Raw genomic sequence first — 26965 nt, forward strand, 5'->3', positions numbered from 1 at the left:
GTGGCGACGAACTGGGACGACACCTACGAGAAGCTGGTCAGGGCCGCGCTCACCGACTACCCCCCGACCGCTCCGCTGCGCGCCGACGTCCCGTTGCCCGCGCACGGCCTGGACTCCCTCGGCATGGTCGGCCTCTCCGCCCGGCTGGAGGACGCCTACGGCATCGAGTTCCCCGAAGGCGCCCTCGTACCCGCCACCTTCGCCACGGCCGGCGACCTCTGGCGGGTCGTCAGCGGCTGCCTGGCGGACCGGTGACGGCCGACGCGGCGGTCGTACGGCCGCACGGCGCGAGGATGCTCCACGACTGGTTCGCCGACGGCCTGTCCCGCAACCCGCACGGCCCGGCGTTGCGCATCCTCGACCGGAGCTGGACCTACACCGAGGTCGACGGCACGGCACGGACGTGGGCCGCCGCCATCGCCACCGTGGGCGAACCCGGCGCCCCGGTCGCCGTCCTCGCCTCGAAGACACCCGAGGCGTACATCGGCCTGCTCGCCGCCCTGTACGCCGGAGCCCCGGCCGTACCGCTGAACCCGGAGAACCCGCCGGCCCGCAACGCCGCCGTCCTGCGCGCCGCGGGCTGCGGCGCCGTCGTCGCCGAGCCGGACGCGGCGGGCTCCCTGGCCCGGCTGGTGGAGTCCGCGCCGGTGCACGCCGTACTGGCCCCGCGCACCGGCCGCGCGGCCCTGCCCGCCAAACTGGCCACCGCCGTCGGCGGCGCCCGGGTCCTCACGGCCGACGAACTGACGGAACCCACCCCGGCGACCGGCCGGCAGGCCCCCGCGGGCACCCCGGACGACCTCGCCTACATCCTGTTCACCTCCGGCTCGACGGGCACCCCGAAGGGCGTACCCGTCAGCCACGCGAACGTCTCCGCGTTCCTCGCCACGTCGCTGCCCCGCTACGGCGTCCGCCCGGACGACCGGTTCAGCCAGGTCCACGAGACCACCTTCGACCTGGCGATGTGCGACATCTTCCCCGCCTGGGCCGGCGGCGCCTGTGTGTGCGTGCTGTCCCGCCTCCAGGCGCTCGACCCGGCACGCTGGGTCCCGCGCTACGGACTGACCGTCTGGCACAGCACCCCCAGCCTCGCGCGCAGCCTCCAGCGCGCCGACCGCCTCGCCCCGGGCAGCCTCACCGGCCTGCGCCAGTCGGTGTTCGCCGGCGAGCCGCTCCTCGTGGACACCGCCCGGTACTGGCAGCGGGCCGCGCCCGGCGGCGTCCTCGACAACATCTACGGACCCACCGAACTGACCATCGCCTGCACGGCGTTCCGCTGGGACCCCGGCCAGGACCTGTCCGGCCCGCAGTACGGCGCGACCGTGCCCATCGGCCACCCGAACGACGGCATGGAGGCGATGCTGCTGGCCCCCGACGGCCGGCCCGCCGAGGACACCGGCGAACTGGTCATGACCGGCCCGCAGATGTTCCGTGGCTACCTCGACCCGCGGCAGGACGAGGACCGCTTCCTGCACCGCGACGGCCGCCGCTGGTACCGCACCGGCGACCAGGTGCGCGCCACCGCGCACGGCTGGGTCCACCTCGGCCGCAAGGACGCCCAGGTGAAGATCAACGGCTATCGCGTGGAGGTCGGCGAGGTGGAGGCCGCCCTGCGCGACGCCTCGGGAGGAGACGCCGTCGCGTTCGCCCTGGACGCCCCCGGCGGCACCCGGCTCGTCGCCTACCTGCTCGGCGACACCGAGCCCGACACGGCCGCGCTCGCCGAGCGGCTGGCCGAACGCCTGCCGCCCTACATGCTGCCCCGCCACCTGTGGTGGCTGCCCGACGCACCAGTGAACGCCCACGGAAAGACGGACCGGTCGCGGCTGCGCGAGGACGCCGCCGGCCGGCTCGGACACGAGGGGGAGACCAAGCCGTGAACGACCCGATCGAGTGTCACCTCTCGCTGCCGCACGACGACTTCATCATGCGCAACCACCGCATCCACGGGGTGTCGGTGATGCCCGGCGCGACCTTCCTCGACATCGTGTACCGGATCCTGCGCGCCCAGCGGGTGGACACCGCACGCGCGGTGCTGCGGGACGTGCTCTTCGCCGAGCCGATCGCCACCGCTCCGGGACGCGACCTCGCCGTACGGGTCACGATCGACGCCCCGGACACCACCGGCGCGCGCCGCGTCGAGGCGGCCGGCGCGGTCGTCGCACCGGGCGCGGACACGGCCGCCGCGCCCGGGGGTGCCGACTGGCGCCCGCACTTCTCCGCCCGCCTGGAGTTCACCGACGAGCCGCCGCCCCCGCCGATCGACCCGCGCGCCCTCCTCACCCGCTCCGAGCGGACCCGGGACATGGCCGAGCTGTACCGGCAGGCACGCGCCGAGGACATCGAGCACGGCCCGCCCATGATGGGCTTCGGCGGTCTCCACCTCCTCGACACGGGCGGGCTGCTGGCCCGCCTCGAACTCGACCCGGGCTCCCGCGAGCAGGAGAGCGCCTTCCACCTTCACCCGGCGAAACTGGACGCCGCCACCCTGGTCGCCTTCGGCCACCGGCCGCCGCCCGGACCCGACCCGTTCATCCCCGTCTACATCGAGGAGTTCCGGGCCCCACGCGCCGTGGCGGGGCCCTGCTGGGTGCACGTGCCCGCGCCGGAGACGCTCGCCCCGTCCGGTGACGTCATGCACAACGACTGCCTGATCCACGACGAACAGGGCCGGTTCGTCGCCAGGTTCACCAAGCTCAGCTGCAAGCGGGTACGGCACGCCGGACTCATCACCCGGCTCCTCGACACCCCCGCGGCGACCGCACCGCCGGCACCCGCGCAGGCGGCCACCGCGGCCGTCGCCCGGGCGGTCGCCACGGCGGGCGACGACACCGAGCGCCGGCTCGCGGACCACCTCCGTACGCTCATCGGCCGGCTGCTGGGCCGCGACCCCGAAGCCGTCGATCCGCACCGCGGCTTCTACGAACTCGGACTCGACTCCGTGGCCCTGCTCGCGCTGAGCACGGGACTGGAGCAGGTCGTCGACGGCCGGCTCTACCCGACCCTGCTCTTCGAGCACACCGACGTCACCTCCGTCGCCCGGCACCTGGCCCGGCGGCACACGCTCACGCTGCCCGACGGCGCTCCCGGAGCCGCGGCACCGGCCGCCCCCGCCGCAGCACCGCGACCGGCGTCACCGGCGACCTCGCCGACGGACCCGGCGAACGGCACGGGCGACGCCACGCCGTCCGTCCACCGCCCCGTCTGGGTCCCGCGCCCCGCCCAGGCGGCCCCCTCCCCGGACACACCCGCCGACCTGCTCGTCGTCACCTCCGATCCGGCCCTGCCGGCGGCGCTGCGCCGCCGCACCGGGCCCGCCCGCCGCACGGTCCACGCGCAGCCGGCCGACACCTACGAGCGGACCGGACCCGACTCCTGGCGGCTGCCGACCGGCAGCCGTGCCGACCTCACCCGCCTGCTGGACGAACTCGCCGCCGAGGGCACCGCCCCGACGGTGCTGGCCGTCCGCCCCGACCCGGCCTCCGGCCCCGCCGCCGACACCGAAGACGGCTACGACGTCGTCTGGGCCCTGGCCGCGGCGCTGGCGAGCAGGACGGCCGACGGCACCCGCCGGCTCCGCTTCCTCCACAGCGCTCGCCACGAGGAAGCGGCACCCCAGCACACCGCGATCGCCGCCCTGGCCCGGGGCATCAGCGCGGAGAACCCCGCCCTGCACTGCCGGAGCACCCTCGTCGTCGGCACCCCGGACGCCGACGACCTGGCCGGCATCCTCCTGGCGGAGGCGGCCGACCCCACCGAGGACAGCGAGACCCGGTACCGGCACGGACCCGACGGCGCGCGCGAGGTGCGCCGCCTCACCCCGCACACCCTCGACGGCGCCACGGCCCCCGGCCTGCCCCGGGGAGCCGTCTGCCTGATCACCGGCGGCACCGGAGGCATCGGCTCGCTGCTCGCCGAACACCTGGCCGGCACCTACGGCGCACGGCTCCTGCTGTGCGGGCGCCGGCCGCTCGACCCCGCGGTGTCGGACCTGCTCGACCGCTGCGCGGCGCTCGGCGGCGAGGCACACCACTTCCAGGCCGACATCGCCCGCGCGGAGGGCGCCGCGGCCGCGGCGGCCCGCTGCCGCGAGCTGTTCGGCCGTATCGACGCGGTCCTCCACTGCGCCGGCCGCACCGACGACGCGCTCCACTTCCGCAAGGACGCCGCCGACACCCGTGCCGTCCTCGCCCCGAAACTGGCCGGCACCCTGCACCTCGACCGCGCCACCGCCGTCGACGACCCCGCGTTGTTCGTGCTGTTCTCCTCCCTGTCCGCCGTCCTGCCCAACACCGGTCAGTGCGCCTACGGTTACGCCAACTCCTTCCTCGACGCGTTCGCCGAACGGCGCGCCGCGGACCCGTCCCGCACCGGCCGTACCCTCTCCCTGGCCTGGCCCTACTGGTCCGACGGAGGCATGCGCGCCGACACGACCGCACTCGCCCGCGCGGCGAGCGCCGGGCTGCGGCCCCTGCCCACCGCGGCCGCGCTGCGCCTGCTGGACCAGTGCCTGGCCCAACCCGCCGGCCCCGCCCGGCTGGTCGCCGTCCACGCCGACCCGCGAGCCCTGTCGACCCAGGACGGCGGGACTCCAGGCCCGCTCACCTCCGGTCTGTTCGCCCCGCTGGACGAGCCCGTCCCCGTCGAACCCGCCACCCCGCACCGGGCCGTGACGACGACGGGGGCCCGCGAGCGGCGGTCGGCCGGGCCCGTGGCCGTCATCGGCGTCGCCGGACGCTACCCGCAGGCACCCGACCTGGAGACCTTCTGGGCCAACCTCGCGGCGGGCCGCGACTGCGTCACCGAAGTGCCGCCCGACCGCTGGGACCACGACGCGATCTACGACCCCGAGGTCGGCCGCCCCGGCCGTACCTACGGCCGCTGGGGCGGCTTCCTCGCCGGCATGGACCGCTTCGACCCGCTGTTCTTCGGCATCTCCCGGCGCGAGGCCGAACGCATGGACCCCCAGGAGCGGCTGTTCCTGACGATCGCCTGGCAGACCCTCGAGGACGCCGGACACCCGCCGCACGCTCTCGCGGGCGAACAGGTCGGCGTCTTCGCCGGGGTGATGTGGAACCACTTCCAGTTCGTCGAGGACCCCGACGAGGGGGCGGCACCGGTCGCCCTCCACTCCTCGGTCGCCAACCGCGTCTCCTACGCCTTCGACCTGCGCGGCCCCAGCCTCGCCGTCGACACCGCGTGCTCCTCCTCGCTGACCGCCGTGCAGCTCGCCGTGGAGAGCCTGCGCCGCGGCGAGAGCACGCTCGCCCTGGCCGGCGGCGTCAACCTGATGCCGCACCCCCAGAAGTACCTCCAGCTGGCCCGCGGGCGCTGGCTGTCCCAGGACGGCAGGTGCCGTGCCTTCGGCGAGGGCGGCACCGGCTACGTGCCGGGCGAAGGCGTCGGGGCCGTCCTGCTCAAACCCCTGGACCGCGCGCTCGCCGACGGTGACCACATCCACGCGGTCATCCGGTCCGCCCGCCTCAACCACAGCGGACGCACCAGTGGCTTCACCGTGCCCAGCCCCACCGCGCAGGCCGAGCTCGTCGCCGCCGCCGTCCGCGACGCCGGCGCCGACGTACGCGCCCTCGGCTACGTCGAGGCGCACGGCACCGGCACCGCCCTCGGCGACCCCATCGAACTGGAGGGCCTGCGCACGGCCCTGGCCGCCTTCGAGCCGGGCCCCGAGCACGTGGCGATCGGCTCGGTGAAGACCAACATCGGCCATCTGGAGAGCGCCGCCGGCATCGCCGGACTCACCAAGGTCCTGCTCCAGTTCCGCCACGGCGCGCTGGCTCCCTCCCTGCACGCCGACACGCTCAACCCCCACCTCGACTTCGGCGACGGCCGGCTCGCCTTGCAGCGCACCGCCGCGCCCTGGCCCCGCCCGGCCGGCGCCCGCCGGCTCGCCGGTCTGAGCGCCTTCGGCGCGGGCGGCTCCAACGCCCACCTGGTGCTGGAGGAGCCCCCCGAACTCCCGGCCAGGCCCGCGCCCCGCGGACCGCGGCTGTTCGTCCTGTCCGCCAAGGACGACGAAGCCCTGCGCGAGCGCGCGTCCGCCCTGCTCGACTTCCTCGCCCCCGACGGCGAGCGGGCCGCCGCCCGGCCCGCACCCCTCACCTCCGACGCCCTGGTACGAGCACTGGCCGCCCGGCGCCTCGCCGTGCCGGAGGCCTCGCTCGGCGGCGGTGAGACCTTCGAGGACCTCGGCTTCGACCCCGCCGCCCTCCTGCACCTGGCCCGCGACCTCGCGGACCACGTCGGACCCGGCGCGCCGACGGCGGCGGACCTCGTGGCCGCCGTCCACCCGGGCGTCACGCTCGACGAGGCCGCCCGCGTCTGGACCGCCTTGGAGGCGCGGGCCGGCACCGGGGACGGGCTGCCGAGGACCGACGACCTCGCCCACACCCTGCGGGTGGGCCGTACGGCCATGCCCGTCCGGTTCGCGGCGGTCGCCGACGGCCTGCCCCGGCTCCGCGCGGCCCTGGAGCGCCTGGTGAAGGGGGCCGAACCCGGCCCCGGCGAGTACCGGGGAACCGTTTCCGCGGACACCGCGCGTACGGACGACCGGACGACCGTGCCGTCCCGGACGCAGGACGTGTTCCCGGGACAGGGGGCCGCGCTGGAGGAATGGGCACGCCGGTGGGTCGCCGGGGAGACCGGGGCCGACTGGACCGAGCCGGGCACGGACGAAGGCGCTACTCCCCGCCGGATCCCCCTGCCGGGGTACCCCTTCCGGGAGGAGCGGTGCTGGCCCGGCGGCTGGACCGGATCCACCGGCGAGCGCGCCGGAGACGTCGTACCCGCCACCGCCGATGCCACGGCCGCCGCGCCCACCGGCACGGCGGCCGGCCCCTCCCGCCCGCCCGCGGAAGCCGCCACCCCGCCCGCACGGACCCCGTCCGACCGGGACGGCGGAGCCGAACTCGTCGTCCTGGACGGCGGGATCGGCCTGATCCGCATGGCGTCGCCCATGTTCACCGAGCGGCTGCTGCGGGAACTGCGGTCCGCCTTCGACACCGTGGCCGCGCGGCCGGACATCAAGGCCGTGGTCGTCACCGGCTCGGACGGCGTGTTCAGCATGGGCGGCACCTCCGAGGCCCTGGCCACACTCGCCGGCGGCGACGGGCGCTTCACCGACCAGCCGTTCGTGTACGAGGGACTGCTGCGCTGCGACCGGCCCGTGGTCGCCGCCATCGAGGGACACGCCTCCGGCGGCGGCCTGGCCTTCGGGCTGTACGCCGACGTCGTCCTCATGGCCGAGGAGAGCGTCTACAGCGCGAACTTTGTCACCTACGGCTTCACCCCGGGCATGGGCGCCACCTACGTCCTCGAACGCCGGTTCGGCTCCGCCCTCGCCGACGAGATGATGCTCACGGGCAGGTCCCTGACCGGGGCCGAACTGCGCCGTCACGGCGCCATGGTGACGGTCCTGCCGCGCCGCGAGGTCCTGCCGGCCGCGCTGGACCGCGCCCGCTCCCTGGCGGCGCAGCCGCAGGGTGCCGTGCGCCGCCTCAAGCAGGAGCTGGCCGGCCGCGTCCTCGCCCGGCTGGACGACGTGGTCGGGCGGGAGGTCCGGATGCACGAGGAGGTGCTCGGCACCGAGGCACGCGACCGGGTCCGGGGCCACTTCGCCCGCGTGGAGGCGTTCCGGAACACCGGGAGGGGTGACGAGGAGCGGCCGACGGCCGGTCCCCAGCCCACGGGTACGGCCGACACCGGGACCCGGACGGGCCTCCCGACCGAGGCCGCCCGGACGGCTGAGGCACCCCCGCCACCCGTCGTACGAAAGGCGGACGACCGTACCGCCGACGGGCCCGGCCCCGACCCGGAACCCGCTGGGCCCTCCGCGGCGGACCTGCGGGCGGACGTCGTCGCCTCCCTCGCCCAGGTGCTCTATCTGCGCCCCGAGGAGATCGACGACGAGCGTACCTTCGCCGAGATGGGACTCGACTCGATCGGCGCCGTCGAGGTGGTCCGCGACCTCAACGAGCGCCACGGCGCGGGTCTGGAGGCCGTCGCGGTGTACGACCACCCGACGGTGCCCGCGATGACGGCCGCCCTGTCGGCCGCCCGCAGCCGGGCCACGGCCCTGCACCGCGCCGCCCTCGCCCCCGAACCGTCCGCCGGATCCCGTCGCCCCGAGCCCGCACCGGCCGAGGCCGACTCCGGCCCGGCGGCCGGAACCGGTGCGGAGGACGGGGCACGCGACCACGGCGGCTCCGGTACCGGAGGCACCCCGGCGAGGACCGGTGCGCAGCCCCACCCGCCGGCCCCTTCGCACACGACCGTGCCGGGCGGCGCGGGCACGGCACCGGCGGTGTCCGCCGCGGCCTCCGGCATGGTGACCCTCCGTCCGGTGCCCCGCCGCGCACCGGCCGCGGCACCGGCCGCACGGGGCGACGACGAACCGGAGGGCGAGCCCGAACCCGCGCCGCACCCCTCACCGCTCACGGATCACGCCGGCCAGGGCGCTCCCGTAGGCGCCGCGGACATCGCCGTCATCGGCATGGCGGGCCGCTTTCCCGGCGCCGACGATCTGGACGCCTTCTGGGAGAACCTGTCGGCCGGCCGCAGCGAGATCGCCGAGGTGCCGGCGGAACGCTGGGACACCGGCCGCTGGTACCACCCCGACCGGTCGATGACCGACCGCACCGACAGCAAATGGGCCGCCCTGCTGCGCGGCGTCGACGAGTTCGACCCTGCGTTCTTCCGGCTGTCGCCCCTGGAGGCGGAGGCCATGGAGCCGCAGCAGCGGCTCTTCCTCGAAGAGGCGTGGAAAGCGCTGGAGGACGCCGGGTACGGATCGGGCGCCACCGGCCGGGCCGACGAGCGCGGCAGCCGCGACTGCGGGGTGTTCGTGGGATGCGGGACCGGTGACTACGACGAAGTCCTCGCGGCGGCCGGGCAGTCCGACACCAGCCACGCGTTCCTCGGCTCCGCCCCCTCCGTCCTGGCCGCGCGCATCGCGTACTTCCTCGACCTGACGGGTCCCACCCTGGCGGTCGACACGGCCTGCTCCTCGTCACTGACGGCCGTCCACCTGGCCTGTGAGAGCCTGCGCCGAGGCGAGTGCGAGACAGCGCTCGCGGGCGGCGTGGCCCTGATGCTCACCCCCAGGGTGCACATCAGGTGCAGCAACGCAGGCATGCTGTCCCCGACCGGGACGAGCGCACCCTTCGACGCGCGCGCCGACGGCATCGTGCTCGGCGAGGGCGTCGGCGTGGTCGTCCTCAAGCCGCTCGCGCGGGCCCTCGCGGACGGCGACCACATCCACGGCGTCATCAAGGCCACCGGCGTCAACGGCGACGGCAGGACGAACGGCATGACCGCGCCCAGCGCCGCCGCGCAGACCGAACTGATCCGCCGGGTGCACCGCGCGGCCGGCGTCGCTCCCGAGGACATCGGGTACGTCGAGGCCCATGGCACGGGGACGCCGCTCGGCGACCCGATCGAGGTGAAGGCGCTCCAGGACGCCTTCCGCACCGCCGACGGCGGTCCCGCGGGCCGGACGGCACTGGGTTCGGTGAAGGCCAACATCGGCCACACCACGATGGCCGCCGGTGTCGCCGGGCTGCTCAAGGTGCTGCTGGCCTTGCGGCACCGGCAACTGCCGCCCTCGCCGCACTACCGCGAGTCCAACCCCGAGATCGACTTCGATCGGGGCCCCTTCCGGGTGCTCGCCCGCACCGACGAGTGGCGGCCCGGCCCCGCGGGGGTCCGGGTCGCCGCGCTCAGCAGCTTCGGCTTCAGCGGCACGAACGCACACGCCGTCGTCGCCGAGGCACCGGCCCCCGGGCCGCGCCGCCGTACCAGCGATGCCGCCGCCCGGGCCCACCTCGTGCCGGTGTCCGCACGGACCCCCGAGGCACTGCGACAGAGCCTGCACCGGCTCGCCGACGCCCTCGACACCACGCACGGCCCGGTTCCCGAACTCGCCGACGTCGCCTTCACGCTGGCCACCGGCCGCACCCACTTCCCGCTGCGCGCCGCGTTCGTCGTACAGGGCCGCGGCGAACTGGTCCGCGCGCTGCGCACGGCGGCCGAACGACCCGAGTTCCCCTACGTCCACCTCGGCGCGGAGGCCGGTCCAGGGGAGCCTCTGCGACCACTCGCCGAGACCTTCGTACGCGGCGGGCCCCTCGACCTCGGCCGGGCGGTCCGGTACCCGGACGGCGCCCGCCGGGTGCCGCTGCCCACCTACCCGTTCGCCCGCGACCGGCACTGGGCGGCCGGGCTCCGGCCCGTAGAGGGCACACCGCCCTCGTCGGTGGAGGCCGAAGCGGCGGCGGACGAGGACGGCACGGTACGGCAGACGCTGGATCCGCGGGACCGTGTGGTCGCCGACCACCGGCTGGCCGGCAAGGCGGTGCTCCCTGGTGTCGCGAGTCTGTCCCTCGCCGTGCGAGCCGCCGCACGGCACGGCATCACCGGGCCCGTCCGGCTCTCCCAGATCCAGTGGCTGCGCCCGCTGGAGGTGACCGCCCGCCGCGAGGTCCGCGTGACGACCACGGACCGGCCGGGGGGCGCGGCCGGCTTCGAGGTCCTGACGGCCGACGGTGACCGACTGCCGTACGCCCGTGGCCGCTTCGAGACGCTGACCGGCGACGGAACGGTGACCGACCGGCTCGACCCCGACGCGGTGCGCCGGCGCTGCCCGTCCTGGCGCCCCGGGAACGAGCTGTACGCGGACTTCGCCGCCGGGGGCCTCGCCTACGGACCCGCCTACCGGGCGCTGGAGGGAGTGTGGGCCGGTGACGGCGAGGCACTCGGCCTGTTGCGTGCCCCGGCGGCGGCGGTGGGAGACGACTCGTCCTGGCCGCTCGATCCGGCCGTCCTCGACGCGGCCCTGCAGACGCTCACCGTCCTGACCGCCGGTGACGACGGCGACCCGCTGGTGCCCTTCGCGATGCGGGCGCTGGAGGTGTGCGGCCCGGTCCCGAGGGCGGGGTACGCGCACGCGGCACCGGACGGCTCCGGGTTCACCGTACGGGTGACGGACTCCGAAGGGCGGGTCTGTGTGCGTCTCCTAGGGGTGGCCCTACGGCAGCTGCCGGGGGCCGGCGCCGGTGCCGCACCGGCTGCGCGCGCGCAGGAGACACGATCGTCGGAGTCCTCGTCGGCGGGCCGGGAGACGGTGGTTCCGCGGACGGTGGTCCACGTCCCGCACCTGAGGGACGCCCCTCCGGTCGTCCCGGAGCCGGCGGGAAGCCCGGCGCACGGGACGACCTGGGTGTTCCACACCGCCCGGGCCCGATCCCTGGCCGCCGCCCTGGCCGCGGCCCTCGACCGCGCCGGAACCCGCACGGAGAACCCCGCGTCCGCCGTGACCACCGTCCCCCTGGAAACCGTCGGCGAACCGGAGTTCCCCGACTCCCTGGGCGCGTTGCCCGACACCGTGTACTGGCTCGCGACGCACGACCCCGCGGACCCCGTGCCCGCCGACGGGCCCGATCCGGCCACGCTCGGCCTGTTCCGGCTGCTGAAGGCGCTGCTCGCCCGTGGCGTGGGAAGCCGCGGCCTCACCCTCAAGGTGGTGCTGTCGGGAGCGGTGGCGACGGACGGGGCAGGTCCCGTCCAGCCGCACAGCGCGGGCCTGCTGGGCCTGACACGTTCGGCCGCCGCCGAGTACCCCAAGTGGCGGGCCGGCTGCGTAGACCTGCCTCCGGAGGCGTCCTCGGCGGCGGAACTCGCCGGGCTGCTGATCGCCGAACCCTGTACGGAACCCCTCGTCGTCGTGCGCGGCGGACGCCGTATGGTCCGCGTGCTCGTACCGGCGCCGGCCGGCCGGCCCGACGGGGCTGACGGCCCGTTCCGCGAGGGCGGCGCCTACCTCGTGGCCGGTGGCGCGGGCGGCATCGGTACGGTGCTCGCCCGCCACCTGGCCCGAACCCACCACGCGCGTCTCGCCCTGGTCGGCCGCCGTCCCCTCGACGACACCGTCCGCGCCCTGCTGGCGGAGCTGTCCGCACTCGGCGGGGAGGCCGTGTACCTGCGCGGCGACATCGCGGACCCGGCGCAGGCGCGCCGCGTCGTCGCGGAGGCGCGCACCTGGGCGGGCGGGATCGACGGCGTCTTCCACAGCGCGCTCGTCCTGCGCGACCGGACGCTCGCCGGCATGGACGAGGACACCTTCCTCGACGTCCTGGCACCCAAGACGGCCGGTCTCCGGGCGCTCGCCGAAGCGCTCCGCGAGGACCCGCCCGGCTTCCTGGTCTGCTTCTCCTCGGCGATCTCCTTCGCCGACGCACCGGGCCAGGCCAACTACGCGGCGGCCAGCACCTTCGAGGACGCCTACGCCGCACACCTGCGCGAGCACGCGTGCTTCCCCGTCACCGTGATCAACTGGGGCTTCTGGGGGAGTGTCGGCGCGGTCGCGAAGCAGCGCCACGTCGAACGGTTCGCCGCGCTCGGCATCGGCTCCCTCGAAGCCGCCGAAGGCCTCGCCGCTCTGGCGGACGTGCTCGGGGCCGGCCTCGGACAGGCCGTCGTCGTCAAGGGCACACCGAGCGGCCTGGCCCTGCTGGGCGCCGTACCGGCAGGCTCCGAACCGACGCCGGCCCCCGACGACCGCGCCCGCCGGGCCGATGCGGTCGCCGAGGACTGTGCCCGCCGGGCCGATGCCGTCCCGGACTCCCTCCAGGACCCGGACTCCCTCCAGGACCCGGGCTCCCTCCAGGACGCCCGCGACGCCTTCGCGGGCCTGGAGCGAGTCGCCGCCGTCCTGCTGCGGCGCAACACGGCGATCTCGACCGGGGATCCGGATACCTCGCGGCCCGGGCGACGGGCCGGTGGGCACCTCGAGGGCAGCGCGGGCCGTCGTCTGCTCGACGCGGTGACGGACATCCTGCGCAGGACCGCACCCACCGGCGCCGACGGCCCGGACCCGGCCGAGGCCCTCGTCGCCCGCCATCCGGCGATGCGGCCGCACGTGACGCTGCTGGAGCGCTGTGTCGCGGCGCTGCCCGACGTCCTCGACGGCACCCGCCCGCCCACGGACGTCCTCTTCCCCGGCGGCTCCGTGGAACCGGTCGAAGCGGTCTACCGGGGCCAGCCGCTGTCCGACCACTACCACCGGCTCATGGCGGCGGAGACCGTGGCGGCGCTGCGCCGCCACCGGGCCGCTGCCTCCGCCGGACACCCGCTGCGGATCCTCGAGATCGGCGCGGGCACGGGAGCGGGCACCGCCTTCGTCCTCGACGCGCTCGACGAGGCACTCGGCGAACCCGGTGCGGCCCGCGGAGAACTGCCGGTCTCCTACGACTACACGGACGTCTCGCCCGTCTTCCTCGCCCACGGTGAGCGGGAGTTCGGACCGGGACGCCCGTATCTGCACTGCCGTACGCTGGACGTCGAACGGCCCCCCGCCGCCCAGGGTTTCACCCCCCGCAGCTACGACCTGGTCCTCGCCACCAATGTGCTGCACGCGACGGCGGACATCGGGCGCACCCTGCGGCACGTACGCGAACTCGTGGCCCCCGGTGGCAGCCTGCTGATCAACGAGGTGACCCGGGCCTCCGACTTCCTCACGCTCACCTTCGGGCTGACGCCCGGCTGGTGGGCCTTCGAGGACGCGGAGCACCGGCTGCCGCACGCACCGCTGCTGGGGCCCGCCCAGTGGCACCGGGAGCTGACGGCGTGCGGGTTCGGGCCCCTCAGGACTCTGGGCGTGCCCGGTACCCCGGCCGAAGACCTCGAACAGTGCGTGTTCGTCGCCGCCGCCTCCGCACAGGACCCGGCGCGTGGCACGGCGTCCGCGCCCGACGACGCGCGGGTCCGCGGCTATGTGCGCGGTGTCTTCGCCGAGGTGCTGAAGTTCGACCCCGCCTCCCTGGCCGACGAGGTCACCTTCGAGAACTACGGCGTCGACTCGCTGGTCAGCCTGCGCATCATCGGCCGCTTCGAGGAGGATTTCGGGGAACTGCCCGCGACGCTGCTGTTCGAGAAGCTGACGATCGCCCAGCTGGCCGACCACTTCGCCACCGAACACGGCGCGGCCCTCGACGCGTTGCTGAGCGACACCGCACCGGCCGCGGAGACCCCGCCGCAGCGGACGGAGACGGAGACGGAGACGGATACGGACGAGGACGCGCAGGCGGACGCGGACACGGAGACGGACGCGGACGTACGCCCCCGGACGGTTACCGCCGCCCCGGAGGCCCCGCCCAGCCGGCCCGCCGCGTCCGACATCGCCGTCATCGGCGTGAGCGGCCGCTATCCGGGCGCGGACGACGTGGACGGGTTCTGGCGCAACCTGGCCGCCGGCACCGCCTCGTTCAGGGAGGTGCCGGCCGAACGCTGGGACTGGCGGCCCACCTTCGACGCCCGGCGGGGCACCCCGCAGCGCTCGTACAGCCGCTGGGGGGCGTTCCTCGACGGCATCGACCTGTTCGACCCGGCGTTCTTCGGCATCCTCGGCCGGGACGCCGCCCACATCGACCCGCAGGAGCGGCTGTTCCTGGAGACGGCCTGGAACCTCCTGGAGGAGAACGGCCGGCTCGGTCCGGAGACCCATGAGGCGGACACCGGAGTCTTCGTGGGCGTCATGTACGGCACCTACGGTCAGCTCGCCGCCACCGGCTGGCCCCGGGGCAGGCTGTCCGGCGCGCACTCGGCCCACTGGTCGGTGGCCAACCGGGTGTCGTACTTCTTCGACTTCCACGGCCCGAGCCTCGCCGTGGACAGCGCGTGCTCCTCCTCGCTGACCGCCGTCCACCTCGCCTGCGAGAGCCTGCGGCGCGGAGAGTGCCGTACCGCCGTCGCCGGCGGGGTGAACCTGATCCTGCACCCGGCGCACCACGTCTCCCTGAGCGCCCTGAACATGCTGTCGGCCGACGACAGGTGCAAGGTGTTCGACGCCGGGGCCGACGGGTTCGTGCCCGGTGAGGGCGTGGGCGCCGTCCTGCTCAAACCGCTGGACCGGGCCGTCGCGGACGGGGACCGGATCTGGGCGGTGATCAAGGGCGGCGCGATGAACGCGGGCGGTAAGACAGGTGGTTACACCGTGCCCAACCCCAACGCCCAGGCCGAACTGGTCCGTCGGGTCCTGGACAACTGCGCGGTGCCGCCCGGGACGGTGTCGTACGTCGAGTGCCACGGCACCGGCACCTCGCTGGGCGACCCGATCGAGATCGCCGCGCTCGGCAGGGCGCTCGGCGGCCCGGACCGGCCGCGTACCTGCGCGGTCGGGTCCGTGAAGTCCAACATCGGGCATCTGGAGGGCGCCGCGGGCATCGCCGGCCTGACCAAGCTGCTGCTCCAGCTGCGGCACCGGCAGCTCGCGCCCTGCGTCGGCCTCGACGACCTCAACCCGAAGATCGACTTCGCCGGATCGGCGCTGGAACCGGTGCGTACGCTCACCGACTGGCCGGCCCCACCGGACGGCGGCCCCCGCCGGGCCGGCGTCAGCTCCTTCGGCGCGGGCGGTGCCAACACCCATCTCGTCGTGGAGGAGTACCGCGGGCCCGACGACCCCTCCCCGGCCGAACCCGGACCGCACCTGTTCCTGCTGTCGGCGCGTTCCGCCGAACGGCTCCGGGTCTACGCGGGCCGGGTGGCGGACCATCTGGACTCACCGTCCGGCGCCGGAACCGCCCTCGCGTCGCTCGCCCGGACCAGCCAGACCGGCCGCCGTCACTTCCCGGAGCGGCTCGCGGTCGTCTGCGCCGACACGGCCCGGCTCGCCACCCTGCTGCGGTCCTACGCCGACACGGGCCGGGCCGAGGTTCCCGGCATCACCGTCGGCCGGGCGGTCCCCGGCGCGGGCAGCCGGCGGCACGGCCCCGACTCCGCCCTGCTGCGGGACGCCCGCGCGACGGACGGCACCGCCGGTACGGACCCCGCGGCGGCCCTCGCCCGGCTCGGCGCGCGCTGGACGAGCGGGGACGACGTCGACTGGACCGCGCTCTGGGCGGGGCGCGCGGCACGCCGGGTGACCTACCCGACGTACCCCTTCGACCGGACCCGGCACTGGCTGGACACGGGCGTCACCGACCCCACCCTGGGCACTCCCGGCCAGGCTGCGGAACTCCCGCACGACGGGGCCGTGGGAGAACAGCGCCCCGGGGCGCACGCCTCGTCCGGCGACGGGCCGGGCGGGCACCCGCAACCCGGCGGCACCACCGTGTACCGTCTGGCGCCCGTGCTCGCACCGCGGTCCGCGGACGTGCCCGGGACGGCCGACACACCCCGCCGCGTCCTGCTGCTCGGCCCCGAATCCCCGGTGCGCCGCGCCGTCGCCGCGGAGCTCGCCCGCAGGGGCAGCGACTGCCTGACGACGCGTCCCGGTGACCGTTGTGCGCTGGAGGGAGACTCCGTCGTCCTCCCGTCGCACAGCGCCCCGGCCGACCTGCGCCGGCTCGCCGAACTCCTCGCCGAGCGGGACCGGTTGCCCGACGCCGTCGTCCTTGCCTGCCCGCCGGACGCCGGGCCGCCACGGCCGGGCACCCTCGGCGACGACCTGGACGCCGGACCGTACCCGCTGCTGTGGGCGGCCGCTGCCCTGCTCGCCCGGGACCGCCGGGTGCGGCTGCGCACCGCCGTCGCGCACGGGCCCGCCTGGCGGCAGCCGCAGTTCTCGGCCACCGGCGGCCTGCTGAAGTCCCTCGCGCTGGAGCACAGCGGCTGCGCCGGGGTAAGAATCGCCTTCGACACGTACGACGAGACGGCCCGGCCGGACGGCGACACGGCGGCGGCCCGGTTCGCGGCCGTCATCGCCGACGAACTCGCCCGGGCGACCACCGGCGTCACCGAACTCGCCGTCGACCGCGACGGCCTGTGCCGCGTACGGCGGTTGACCGACCGGCCGGCACCCCAGGCGGCGCCGGACGCGCCCCTGCCGATCCGGCCGGGTGGCACCTACCTCGTCACGGGCGGCGCGGGTGCCCTGGGCCGGATCCTGGGCGGCTTCCTCGCCGACGAGGCCCCGGTCAACCTCGTGCTCGCCGGGCGCACCCCGCTCGACACGGACATCGAGCGGCGCACGGCGGAGCTGTGGCGCGGCGGGAGCACGGTCTGGTACCGGCAGACCGACCTCGCCTCCGCCGAGGACGTCACCGGCCTGCTGGCCGACATCCGCACCCGCTACGGCACCCTGAACGGCATCGTGCACGCGGCGGGCGTGCACCGGGACGCGCGCGCGGTCCTGAAGACCGCCGACGAGGCGGCCGAGGTACTCGGTCCCAAGGTGACCGGCACGGTGCTGCTCGACCAGGCGACGCGGGACGAGGACCTCGACTTCTACGTGCTGTGCGCCTCGCTCGTGGGGGAGACCGGCAACCTGGGGCAGAGCGACTACGCCTACGCCAACGCCTTCCAGCTGGACTTCGCCGAGTCGCGGGAGCGGCTGCGGGACCTGGGCGAGCGTTCCGGCCGCACCGTCGCCATCGGCTGGCCCCTGTGGGAGGACGGCGGCATGGACGTCGACGACGCCACCCGCCGGCTGTTCGCCCAGCTGTGGTCGATGGTCCCGCTGCGCACCGACACGGGTCTCGCCGTCTTCCGGACCGCACTTGCCGGAACGGAGCCGAGGCTCCTCCCGGTGGAGCGGACGGCGACCGCCGCGGCGGCAGAGTCCGAGAAGGAGACGCACACCGACACGCACATCGAACCCCTGGACGCGGCGCGGCCTGCCCCGGACCCGCAGGAGCCGTACACCCACGAGGGGACCGAGTCGGTGCGGCGGCAGCTTCGGCTGTTCGGCGCGGAGTTCCTGATGGTCGACGCGGACGAGGTCGACACCGGGGCCGAGTTGATGGACCTCGGTTTCGACTCGCTCTCGCTGAGCGAACTCATCGTACGGATCAACGAGCGGTACGGGCTCGAACTGCTGCCGACCGTCCTGTTCGAGCACCCCACGCTGGGCGACGTGGCCTCCTACCTGAGCCGCGCACACCCGGCCGCGGTACGCGCCGCCCACGGACCGGCGACCGTGGCGGCGACGCCGGTGTCGGTGACGCCCGTGCCGACGACGTCCACGACCGCCCCGGAGCCCCGGCCGGCCGAGAACACCGACGGCTCCGCACCCGTGCAGGACAGCGCCGCCGTACCGCGGCCCGCCGGGGACTCCGCCGTCGCACCGCGGCCCGCCGGGGACTCCGCCGTCGCACCGCGGCCCGCCGGGGACACCGCCTTCACACCGCGGCCCGCCGGGGACACCTCCGACGTGGCGCCCTCCCCGCACACCCGGCCCGGGTTCGCCACCGAGGGCCCCGCCCGCCGCCGGGACGTCGCCGTCATCGGCATGGCGGGACGACTGCCGGGGTCGCCGGACCTCGACACGTTCTGGCGGCACCTGGCCGCCGGCGACGACCTCGTCGGACCCGTACCGCCGGACCGCACCGACCTGCTGGCCGACCCCGCCACCGCGGAACTCCGCGGCGGATTCCTCGCGGACGTGGCCGACTTCGACGCGGCCTTCTTCCGGATCTCGCCGACCGAGGCACGCCTCATGGACCCGCAGCACCGGCTCTTCCTGGAGACGGTCTGGCGCACCTTCGAGGACGCCGGATACCGCCCGGAGGACCTGGCCGGCACCTCGACGGGGGTGTTCGTGGGCGTCGCCACCTCGGACTACGGCGAGCTGATCGCCCGTTCCGGCGCGCCGAACGAGGCGCACATGGCCACCGGGGTGGCGCGGTCGCTGGTCGCCAACCGGATCTCCCATCTGCTCGACCTGCGGGGCCCGAGCGAGACCGTCGACACCGCCTGCTCCAGTTCGCTGGTCGCCCTGCACCGGGCGGTCGGCGCCGTGGCCTCCGGCGAGTGCGACGAGGCCGTCGCGGGCGGTGTCAGCCTCGCCCTGAGCCCCGGCCTCTTCCGGGTCTTCGACCGGTCCGGGATGCTCAGCCCCGCCGGACGCTGCCGCACCTTCGACAAGGACGCCGACGGATACGTGCGGGGCGAGGGCGTCGGCGCGGTCCTGCTCAAGCCGCTCGACCGGGCCGAGGCGGACGGCGACCGCGTGCTGGCCGTCGTCCGGGGCAGCGCCGTCAACCACTGCGGCCGGTCACCCTCCCTGACCGCGCCCAATCCGCGCGCCCAGGCCGACGTCGTCGTCCGTGCCCACCGGGCCGCGGGCATCGCCCCCGGCACCGTCACCTACGTCGAGACACACGGCACCGGGACCCGGCTCGGCGACCCGATCGAGGCCGAGGGCCTGAAGGACGCCTTCAGCCGCCTGTACGCCGACGCGGGCGAACCCGTGCCGAGCGAACCGCACATCACGCTCGGATCGGTGAAGACCAACATCGGGCACCTGGAGGCCGCGGCGGGGATCGCCGGCCTGCTCAAGGTGCTGCTGTGCATGACACACCGCACCCTGCCCGCCCACCTGCACCTGCGGGAGCCGAACCCCTTCCTGAAACTGGACGGCACGCCGTTCCGCATCGGCACCGCGACCGCTCCCTGGGAGGGGGCGAAGGACGAGCACGGACGCGTCACGTGGCGGGCCGGGGTGAGTTCGTTCGGGTTCGGCGGCACCAACGCCCATGTGGTGCTGGAGGCCTGGACACCGCCCGACGACGCCCACCGGCCGGACGGACACACCCGGTCGGTGCCGCGGGCCGTGTTCCGGCCGCGCCGCCACTGGTTCGGCGACCCGCCCGGTACCGGCACCGGGCAAGCGAGGACGGAGAACCCCTTGTCGCACGTCCCCCAGGCATCGAGCACCGCACCCGTCGCCGCGCCGGCACCGGAGGCCGGCACGGCACCGCCACCGGCCCCCGCCCCCCGTCCCAGGATCAGGCTCCAGCCCCTGGCCGCGGCGCCCGTGCCGGCCGCGTCCCCGGAACAGGCCGTACCGGCCCGGACGGACACCCCGGCCCCCGGACCGGCCGACCGCGGTTCCGCCGACGGGCGAGGCCCCACCGCTGCCGCTGCCGCCGCATCGGCCGCCGGCGGACCGACGGCCGCCCCGCGTGACGGGGACGCGCCCCCGGCGCCCGAACCAGCGGCCCGGCACCTCCCGGACGCCGAGGTGCGCGGCACGGTACGCGGCCTCGTCGCCGACGTCCTCGGCCTCTCCGCCGACGACCTCGGGGACGACACGCCGTTCGGCGACCTCGGGCTGGACTCCATCTTCCGCATGGACGTGGCACGCGCCCTGAACGACCTGCACGGCCTGGACCTCCAGGGAGCCGACCTCTACGAGCACGACACCATCGCCGCGCTGGCCGCGCACGTCCGGTCGTCCGCGGTCGCCGCGCCGCGACCGGCGCCGCGCGAGATCCCGCCCTCGCCGGCACCGGCGGCCGCACCCGCTGCCGAACCGGGAGCGGCCACCCCGGGCGGCGACGACACCCCCGCGCCCGCGCCCCCGCCCCCGGCGCGCAGGCGCCCGCCGGCCGCGAGGACGCCGTGAGGGCCCTGCGGGGACTGCTCGAAGGCGTCCTCGGGCGCCCCTTCGACCCGGAGGTCACCTTCGAGGCGAACGGCTTCACCTCCTTCGACATGCTCCGCGCCGTCAGCGCCCTGGAGTCCGGGCTCGGTGCCCTGCCCAAGGCCCTGCTGTTCGACCGGCCCACGCTGGAGTCCCTGGCCGGCTCCCTGTGCGAGACCCACGGAGAGGCGGCCGTGGCCCGTGTCCGGCCGCCCGCCCCGCAGGCCGGTGCCGCCGCCGACCCGGCCCAGGCGGTCGGCACCACTGCCGAACCCGGCACCGCGGCGCGGGCCCGGACGCTGACGCGCACCGAGGCCGCCGCCGACCCCGAACTCGCCCCGGTGCTCGCGGAACTGGAGGAGCGGCACGGTAAGGAGAGCGGGCTCGGCGGCCGAGACATCGCGCCCCACCTCTTCGTCGGTGCCGAACGCCGCGGCTTCTTCGCGCTCTCGCGGCAGGGCGGCGCCATGCTCGTGTGGAACTACACCGGCCCCGAGGAGCACTTCGCGGAACTGGCCGGGGAGTACTTCCGCCACGCCCGGCAGCACGGCCTGCGCCCCAACCTGCTGTCGCTGGTACGGCTGGACGAGGTGGACGGCGCGCCCGTGACCGCCACCCCCTTCGGCGCGTTGCAGCGCATCGAAAACCTCGGCGCGTTCACACTCTCCGGCGGCCGCATGAGCCGGTTGCGCTACATGGTCAAACGCTTCGAGAAGGCCGGTGCCTGCCGTACGGACGAGTACCGCAGCGGCGACGATGCGGCCGTGGACGCCGAACTGGCCCGCCTCGTGGACGGCTGGGCGGCCACCAAGCAGATGGTCAACCCGTACGTACGGCGCGTGCGCGACGAGCTGGCGGGCGGCCGGCTCGACCAGCGGCACCGGGTCTTCCTGACGTACCTGGACGACGTACTGGTGAACGCCGTCGTGATCACCCGGATCCCGTCCGAGAACGGTCATCTGCTCGACGTCGAGTTCTATCCCGACGCCATGCCGCTGGGCGGGCTGGAGTTCGCCCTCGTCCGGATCCTGGAGCGCCTGCGCGACGAGGGCTGCGAGGTGTTCAGTTTCGGTGCCAGCTTCGGTGGTGAGATGGGTACGTCGCCCAACGCCTCCGAGCGGGCCGTGCGCGCGCTGGCCGAGCTCCGTGACGCCGGGATCTTCGGCGGCGGGAACTACCAGTTCAAGAACAAGTTCCGCCCGGAGAACCGGACGTTGTACCTGGTGCAGCCCGAGGGCGAGGACGCCTCCGAGGTCAGCGACGTCATCCTGCTGATCGCCGACCCCGCGGCACCCGCCGCCGATCCCGCGGCACGCGCGGTCGACCCTGCTGCACGCGCTGTCGACCCCGCGGCACCCCCTGTCGACCCCGCGGCACCCGCCGCCGACCCGACGCCCGCCGCCGTCACCGCCACCGTCACCGTCACCGCCGAGGGCGACGACCGGCCTCGCGGCGACGTCGGCCGGCGTACGTCCGGGGACGGCGTCGAGCCCGTGTCCCGCGCCCACGAGCCGCACTCCGCCCCCGATCGCGGCCCCCGTCTGGCCCGGCTCGCCGCCCACGGTCACAACCCCGTCCTGATCCCGCACGTCGAGGTGGAACTCGACCTCGTCACCGACTCGTGGGCGGACCGCGCGGACCCCTGGCAGCGGGAACGGACGCGGGCGCTCGCAGACCTCGCCGACGAGGCCGGGCTCACGGGCGAGCGGCCGCCGGAGCTGCCCTGGCTGCCGTTCGCCCACCGCTTCTTCGCCGCGTCCGGCCGTGCCGCCGAGGAACGGCTGTGCCGCGCCTGGCCCGGGCCCCGCGGCCGCGTCCTGCACAACTCGGCGTTCCCCACCTGGCTGGGCACGCTGGTGGAGCAGGGCTTCGACCCGTCCGTGGCGCTGCCGGTCGCCGGTGCGGGGCCCTACGCGGCCGACCTCGACCTGGACGCGCTGGACAAGGCCCTCGACCGGTACGCCGACGGCGTGTCCTTCGTCCTGGTGGAGACCGCGACGAACGCCCACGGCGGCGCCCCGCTGTCGCTGGACAACCTGCGCGCGGTCGCACGGCGGACGCGTGCCCGGGGGGTGCCGCTCGTGCTCGACGCCACCCGGCTGCTCGACAACGCGCTGCTGGTGACGGCGGCCTCCGGACGGCCGGCCCAGGACCTGTGGCAGGTCGCCGAGGACATGCTGGGCCTCGCGCAGGCCGTGACGTTCAGTCTGTCGAAGGACTTCGGCGTCGACGGCGGCGGTCTCGTCGCCACCACCGACGAGCGCCTCGCCGAGCGGCTGACGGAACGGATGCTGGAGCGCGGCCGGGAACCGGGACTGTCCGCACGCCGGGTGCTGTCCGCCGCACTGCTGCACCAGGAGTCCACGGAGCGTCTCGTGACCCGCAGGGTGGCCGACGTGGCCGCGTTCCGACAGCGCCTCGAGCTGGGCGGGGTGCCGCTGGTGCCCGGACCCACCGCCCACTGCGTGCTGCTCGACGTGGACAAGGCCGCGCCCGGCACCCCCCTGCGGCACCCCGTGGCCTCCTACCTGTCCTGGATCTACGCGGCCACCGGGGTACGCGGAGGCCCGCACCTCGCCCCGGGTGTCCGGCTCACCGACGGATCGGAACCGCCGGAGCGGCACCTGATCCGGCTCGCCGTGCCCCTGGGCATGGAGCGCAAGGCGCTGGAGGGCGCCGCCGACCGGCTCGCGGAACTCGTCGCCGACCCGGCACCCGTGGCGGACCTCACCGAGGTCCCCGGCGCGGCCGGCCCCTCGGCGCTCCGCGCCTACCATCCGACGGACGCCCTGCCCGCGGACATCCGCCGGGCACTGGAGGAGGAGCCCGGCTCCCCGCTCCCGGCGTCCGAGAACTTCACCGTCCTGCGCGAACGCGCCCCCGGGGCACGGCGGCACCTGCTGCCGTCGGGTGGCGGCGCGGTCGAGGTCTTCGACTGCGGCAGCGGTCCGACCGTACTGCTGCTGCCCCCGTTCAACATGGGGGCCGGCGTCTTCGCCGACCAGGTGGCGGGCCTGTGCGACCGGTACCGCGTGCTCGTCGTGCACCACCCCGGCGTCGGCGCCACCACCAGCGCGGACGACATCTCCCTGCCCGGCATCGCCGACCTGTACGTCACGGTGCTGGACCGCCTGGGGCTGACCCGTCCCGTGCACGTGGTCGGCACCTCCTTCGGCGGACTCCTCGCCCAGAGCTTCGTCCTCGCCCACCCGGAGCGGGCCGCGTCCCTGGCCCTCGTGTGCAGCTCGTACAAGTACGCCAACCGCGCCGGCGAGGTGAACCGCCTGGAGGACCTCGTCGCCGAGGACCTGGACCGGGTCGTCGCGGCCGGTGCGGCGGACGTCGGCCGGCGGCGCGCGGAGGTCACGGCCCGGCTGCTGCGGTGCGAGAGCATGGCTCCGCACATCGGCCTGCGTTACCTGGACGTGTTCGCGCAGCAGCCCGATCTGCTCGGCCGGCTCGGTGACATCGCCGTACCCACCCTCGTGGTGGCCGGCGCGGTCGACGCCGTCGTCCCGCGCAAGACCTCGCACCTCATGCACGGCGCGATCCCCGACGCCCGGTACCACGAACTGCCGCGGGCCGGGCACTTCCCGACCGTGACCGACCCCGACGGGGTGACCACCGCCCTGCTCGCCTTCCTCACGTCCCTCGACCCGTCCGACACCTCCGGCACCTCCGACACCTCCGGCACCTCCGGCACCTCCGCGCCGGACTCCGCCGCACCGGGCAGCACGGGGGAGGACCGATGAGCGGGACGGCCGCGAGGTTCGGCATCGAGGCCCTCGACGTGTACGCCGGCAGCGCGGCCATCAGCGCCCGGGCGGTCTTCGACGGCCGCGGCCTCGACGCGCGCCGCTTCGACAACGTCGCCTCCGACCGCCGGTCCGTGGCACTGCCCTTCGAGGACCCGGTCACCCACGCCGTCAACGCGGCCCGGCCGCTGCTCCGACGGCTCGCCCCGGCCGACCGCGACCGGATCGAACTGCTCGTCACCACCACCGAGTCCGGGCTCGACCACAGCAAGTCGGTCGCCTCGTACGTGCACGAGCACCTCGGCCTGCCGCCCACCTGCCGGCTGCTGGAGATGAAGCAGGCCTGCTACGCCGCGACGGCGGCGCTCCAGCTGGCCGTCGGCTACCTCGCCGCGGGGCTCTCGCCCGGGGCCAAGGTGCTCATCGTCTCCACCGACATGTCCCTCGCCGACGCCCGCGCCCAGTACGCCGAACCGGTCACCGGGACCGGCGCGGTGGCCCTGCTCGTCGGCGACCGCCCCCGTGTCCTCGCCGCCGACCTGGGCGCGTTCGGCGTGCACAGCTTCGAGACCCTGGACTCCGCCCGGCCCCGGCCCGACCTCGACATCGCCGACGCCGACCGGTCGCTGATGGCCTACCTGGAGTGCTTCTCCCGCAGTTTCGCCGACTACCGGTCCCGGGTGGAGGGCGCCGACTTCGCCACGACGTTCGACCTGCTCGCCCTGCACACCCCGTTCTCCGGCATGGTCAGGGCGGCGCACCGGCGCCTCATGCGCGAGCTGTACCGCAGCCCGGCGGCCGCCGTCACCGAGGACTTCGAACGCCGGGTCGCCCCGTCGCTGGTCCACCCCGGCCAGACCGGCAACCTGTTCTCCGGCTCCCTCTACCTCGCTCTGGCCAGCCTGCTGGACCACGCCCGGCTCGACGGGCCCGCCCGCGTCGGGCTCTTCTCCTACGGCTCCGGCTGCTCCTCGGAGTTCTTCAGCGGCGTCGCCGGACCCGAGTCGGCCGCCGCCGTCGCCGAGGCACGCATCGGGGCGCGGCTGCGGGCCCGCGCCGACCTCGACTTCGAGGAGTACGCGGCGCTGCTCCCGGAGAACACCGCCTGCCTGCGGCCGGAACCCCACCGCGACATCGACCCCGGCCGGTACGACGCACTGCTGCGGCGGGCCGGCGACCGCCCCGAGCTGCTCGCCCTCACCGGCGTACGCGACTACCACCGCCGCTACGCATGGATCTGACGAACCGGAGGTACCACCAGTGAACCGATCAGCCGCGAACGTCCCCGGTCCGGACGGCGACGAGGAGCGTGTGCTGGCGGTGCTGCGCCGCACCACCCTGGAGATCGTGCCGGAGGTGGACCCCGCCCTGTTCACCCCCGACCGCACCCTGTCGGACCTGGGGTGCAACAGCATCGACCGCGCGGACATCGTCACCCTGACCATGGAGGAACTCGGCGTCGTGGTGCCCGTGCACGAGTTCCACCAGGGCCTCGACATCGGCACGCTGGCCGCCGTCATGCGGAAGCGGCTGTGAGCGGACCTGCGGGGGCCGGCGCCGTGGTGGTGACCGGACTAGGCGTGCTCGGCGCGGTCGCGTCCGATCCCGGGGACCTCGGCGTCGCGTTGCGGACCGGCCGCGGAGCGCTCGCCGCGCCGCGGCCCCCCGAGGACGCCGGCGAACCCGGCGTGGCCTGGCCCGCGTTCACGGCCGAACTGGCGGCCGAGGACACCCCGACCGGGCGCTGGAGGCTATGCCCGACCTGCCGCCGGACCTGCGGACGCTGGCGCGCCGCACCGCGCTGCGCTCCCCGGTCGCCGTACGCGCCGCGGTCGTCGCCGCCCTCCAGGCGTGGCGGCACGCCGGGCTGCACCGCACGGCACCCCCGCCCGACCGCGTGGGGATCGTCGTGGCGGGCAACAACCTCACGGAGCGGGTCACCGAGGACGGCCGGCTCCGCGCACAGCGCAGCGCGGCCTATCTGCCCGCCCGGTACGCCCTGCACCAGCAGGACACCGATCACGTCGGCACGCTCAGCCGCGTCCTCGGCATCCGCGGTGAGGGATGCACCGTCGGCGGGGCCTCGGCCAGCGGCAACCTCGCCCTCGCCCACGGCTCCCGCATGCTGGCGGCGGGGGCGGCGGACGTCTGTGTGGTCGTGGGCGCGATGACCCGGCTGTCCACGCTCCAGACACGCGGCTACCTCGCCCTCGGGGCCATGGCCCCCGCGGAGGGTTCGCCCGCCCGCGCTCCCGCGCCGTTCGACACCGGCCGGCGCGGCTTCCACCCCGGCGAGGCGGCGGCCTGCGTGGTCCTGGAGTCCGCGCGGTCCGCCCGCGGACGGGGAGCGGCGGTGCTGGCCCGGCTCGCGGGGTGCGCCGTCGTCCTCGACGGCAACCACCTGGCCGACCCTTCGGTGGACGGCGAGGTCCGGGCCATGCGGGGCGCGCTGGCGCAGGCGGGTGTCGGTACCGGCGACATCGGCTGGGTCAGCGCCCACGGCACGGGTTCGCCCCTCGGTGACCGGACGGAGGCCGAGGCCCTGCGCGAGGTGTTCGGCACGGGCGACGAGGGACCGTGGATCAACGCGACGAAGGCCCTGTCCGGTCACTGCCTCGGCGCGGCCGGCGTCGTGGAGGCCGTCGCCGCGGTGGTGCAGCTGGGGGCCGGGTTCGTCCACCCCGATCCCGGCCTGCTGGATCCCGTCGACCCCGGGCTGCGTTTCGTACGCGAGGAGGCCAGGCCGGTGCGCGACGGGTTCGTGCTGTCCAACGGGTTCGGCTTCGGCGGTTTCAACTCCGCCGTCGTTCTCGCCCACCCGGAGGCGTGAAAC

7 protein-coding genes are annotated in these 26965 nt (G+C 75.5%); all 7 read left to right on the forward strand.

Annotated elements, in window-relative coordinates; all coding sequences use genetic code 11:
* The 7 genes from N8I86_RS34820 to N8I86_RS34850 all read left to right on the forward strand — a co-directional run bounded on the left by N8I86_RS34820 (position 1) and on the right by N8I86_RS34850 (position 26962).
* Entirely contained in the window at positions 1-255 is a 255-nt protein-coding gene (locus N8I86_RS34820) for an acyl carrier protein (protein ID WP_263279626.1), read from the forward strand.
* The gene (locus tag N8I86_RS34825; protein WP_263279627.1) at positions 252-1880 is read left to right on the forward strand and encodes an AMP-binding protein; all 1629 of its coding nucleotides are present in this window, start codon (positions 252-254) and stop codon (positions 1878-1880) included. The genes N8I86_RS34820 and N8I86_RS34825 overlap by 4 nt, the downstream gene beginning before the upstream one ends.
* On the forward strand, positions 1877-20359 hold the full coding sequence (locus tag N8I86_RS34830; RefSeq protein WP_263279628.1) for an SDR family NAD(P)-dependent oxidoreductase: 18483 nt from the start codon (positions 1877-1879) through the stop codon (positions 20357-20359). The genes N8I86_RS34825 and N8I86_RS34830 overlap by 4 nt, the downstream gene beginning before the upstream one ends.
* Positions 20356-24129: an alpha/beta fold hydrolase gene (locus N8I86_RS34835; RefSeq protein ID WP_263279629.1), complete on the forward strand. Its 3774-nt coding sequence runs from the start codon at positions 20356-20358 to the stop codon at positions 24127-24129. The genes N8I86_RS34830 and N8I86_RS34835 overlap by 4 nt, the downstream gene beginning before the upstream one ends.
* Entirely contained in the window at positions 24126-25373 is a 1248-nt protein-coding gene (locus N8I86_RS34840) for a hydroxymethylglutaryl-CoA synthase family protein (RefSeq protein ID WP_263279630.1), read from the forward strand. The genes N8I86_RS34835 and N8I86_RS34840 overlap by 4 nt, the downstream gene beginning before the upstream one ends.
* A 19-nt stretch (positions 25374-25392) precedes the next feature.
* Positions 25393-25668, forward strand: coding sequence for a phosphopantetheine-binding protein (locus N8I86_RS34845; protein WP_079192377.1), 276 nt, complete (start codon positions 25393-25395; stop codon positions 25666-25668).
* Positions 25669-25885: 217 nt separating this feature from the next.
* The gene (locus N8I86_RS34850) at positions 25886-26962 is read left to right on the forward strand and encodes a beta-ketoacyl synthase N-terminal-like domain-containing protein (RefSeq protein WP_263279631.1); all 1077 of its coding nucleotides are present in this window, start codon (positions 25886-25888) and stop codon (positions 26960-26962) included.
* Positions 26963-26965 lie beyond the last annotated feature (3 nt).

The sequence above is a fragment of the Streptomyces albidicamelliae genome, from assembly GCF_025642175.1.
In the GTDB taxonomy this organism is placed as follows: Bacteria; Actinomycetota; Actinomycetes; order Streptomycetales; family Streptomycetaceae; genus Streptomyces; species Streptomyces albidocamelliae.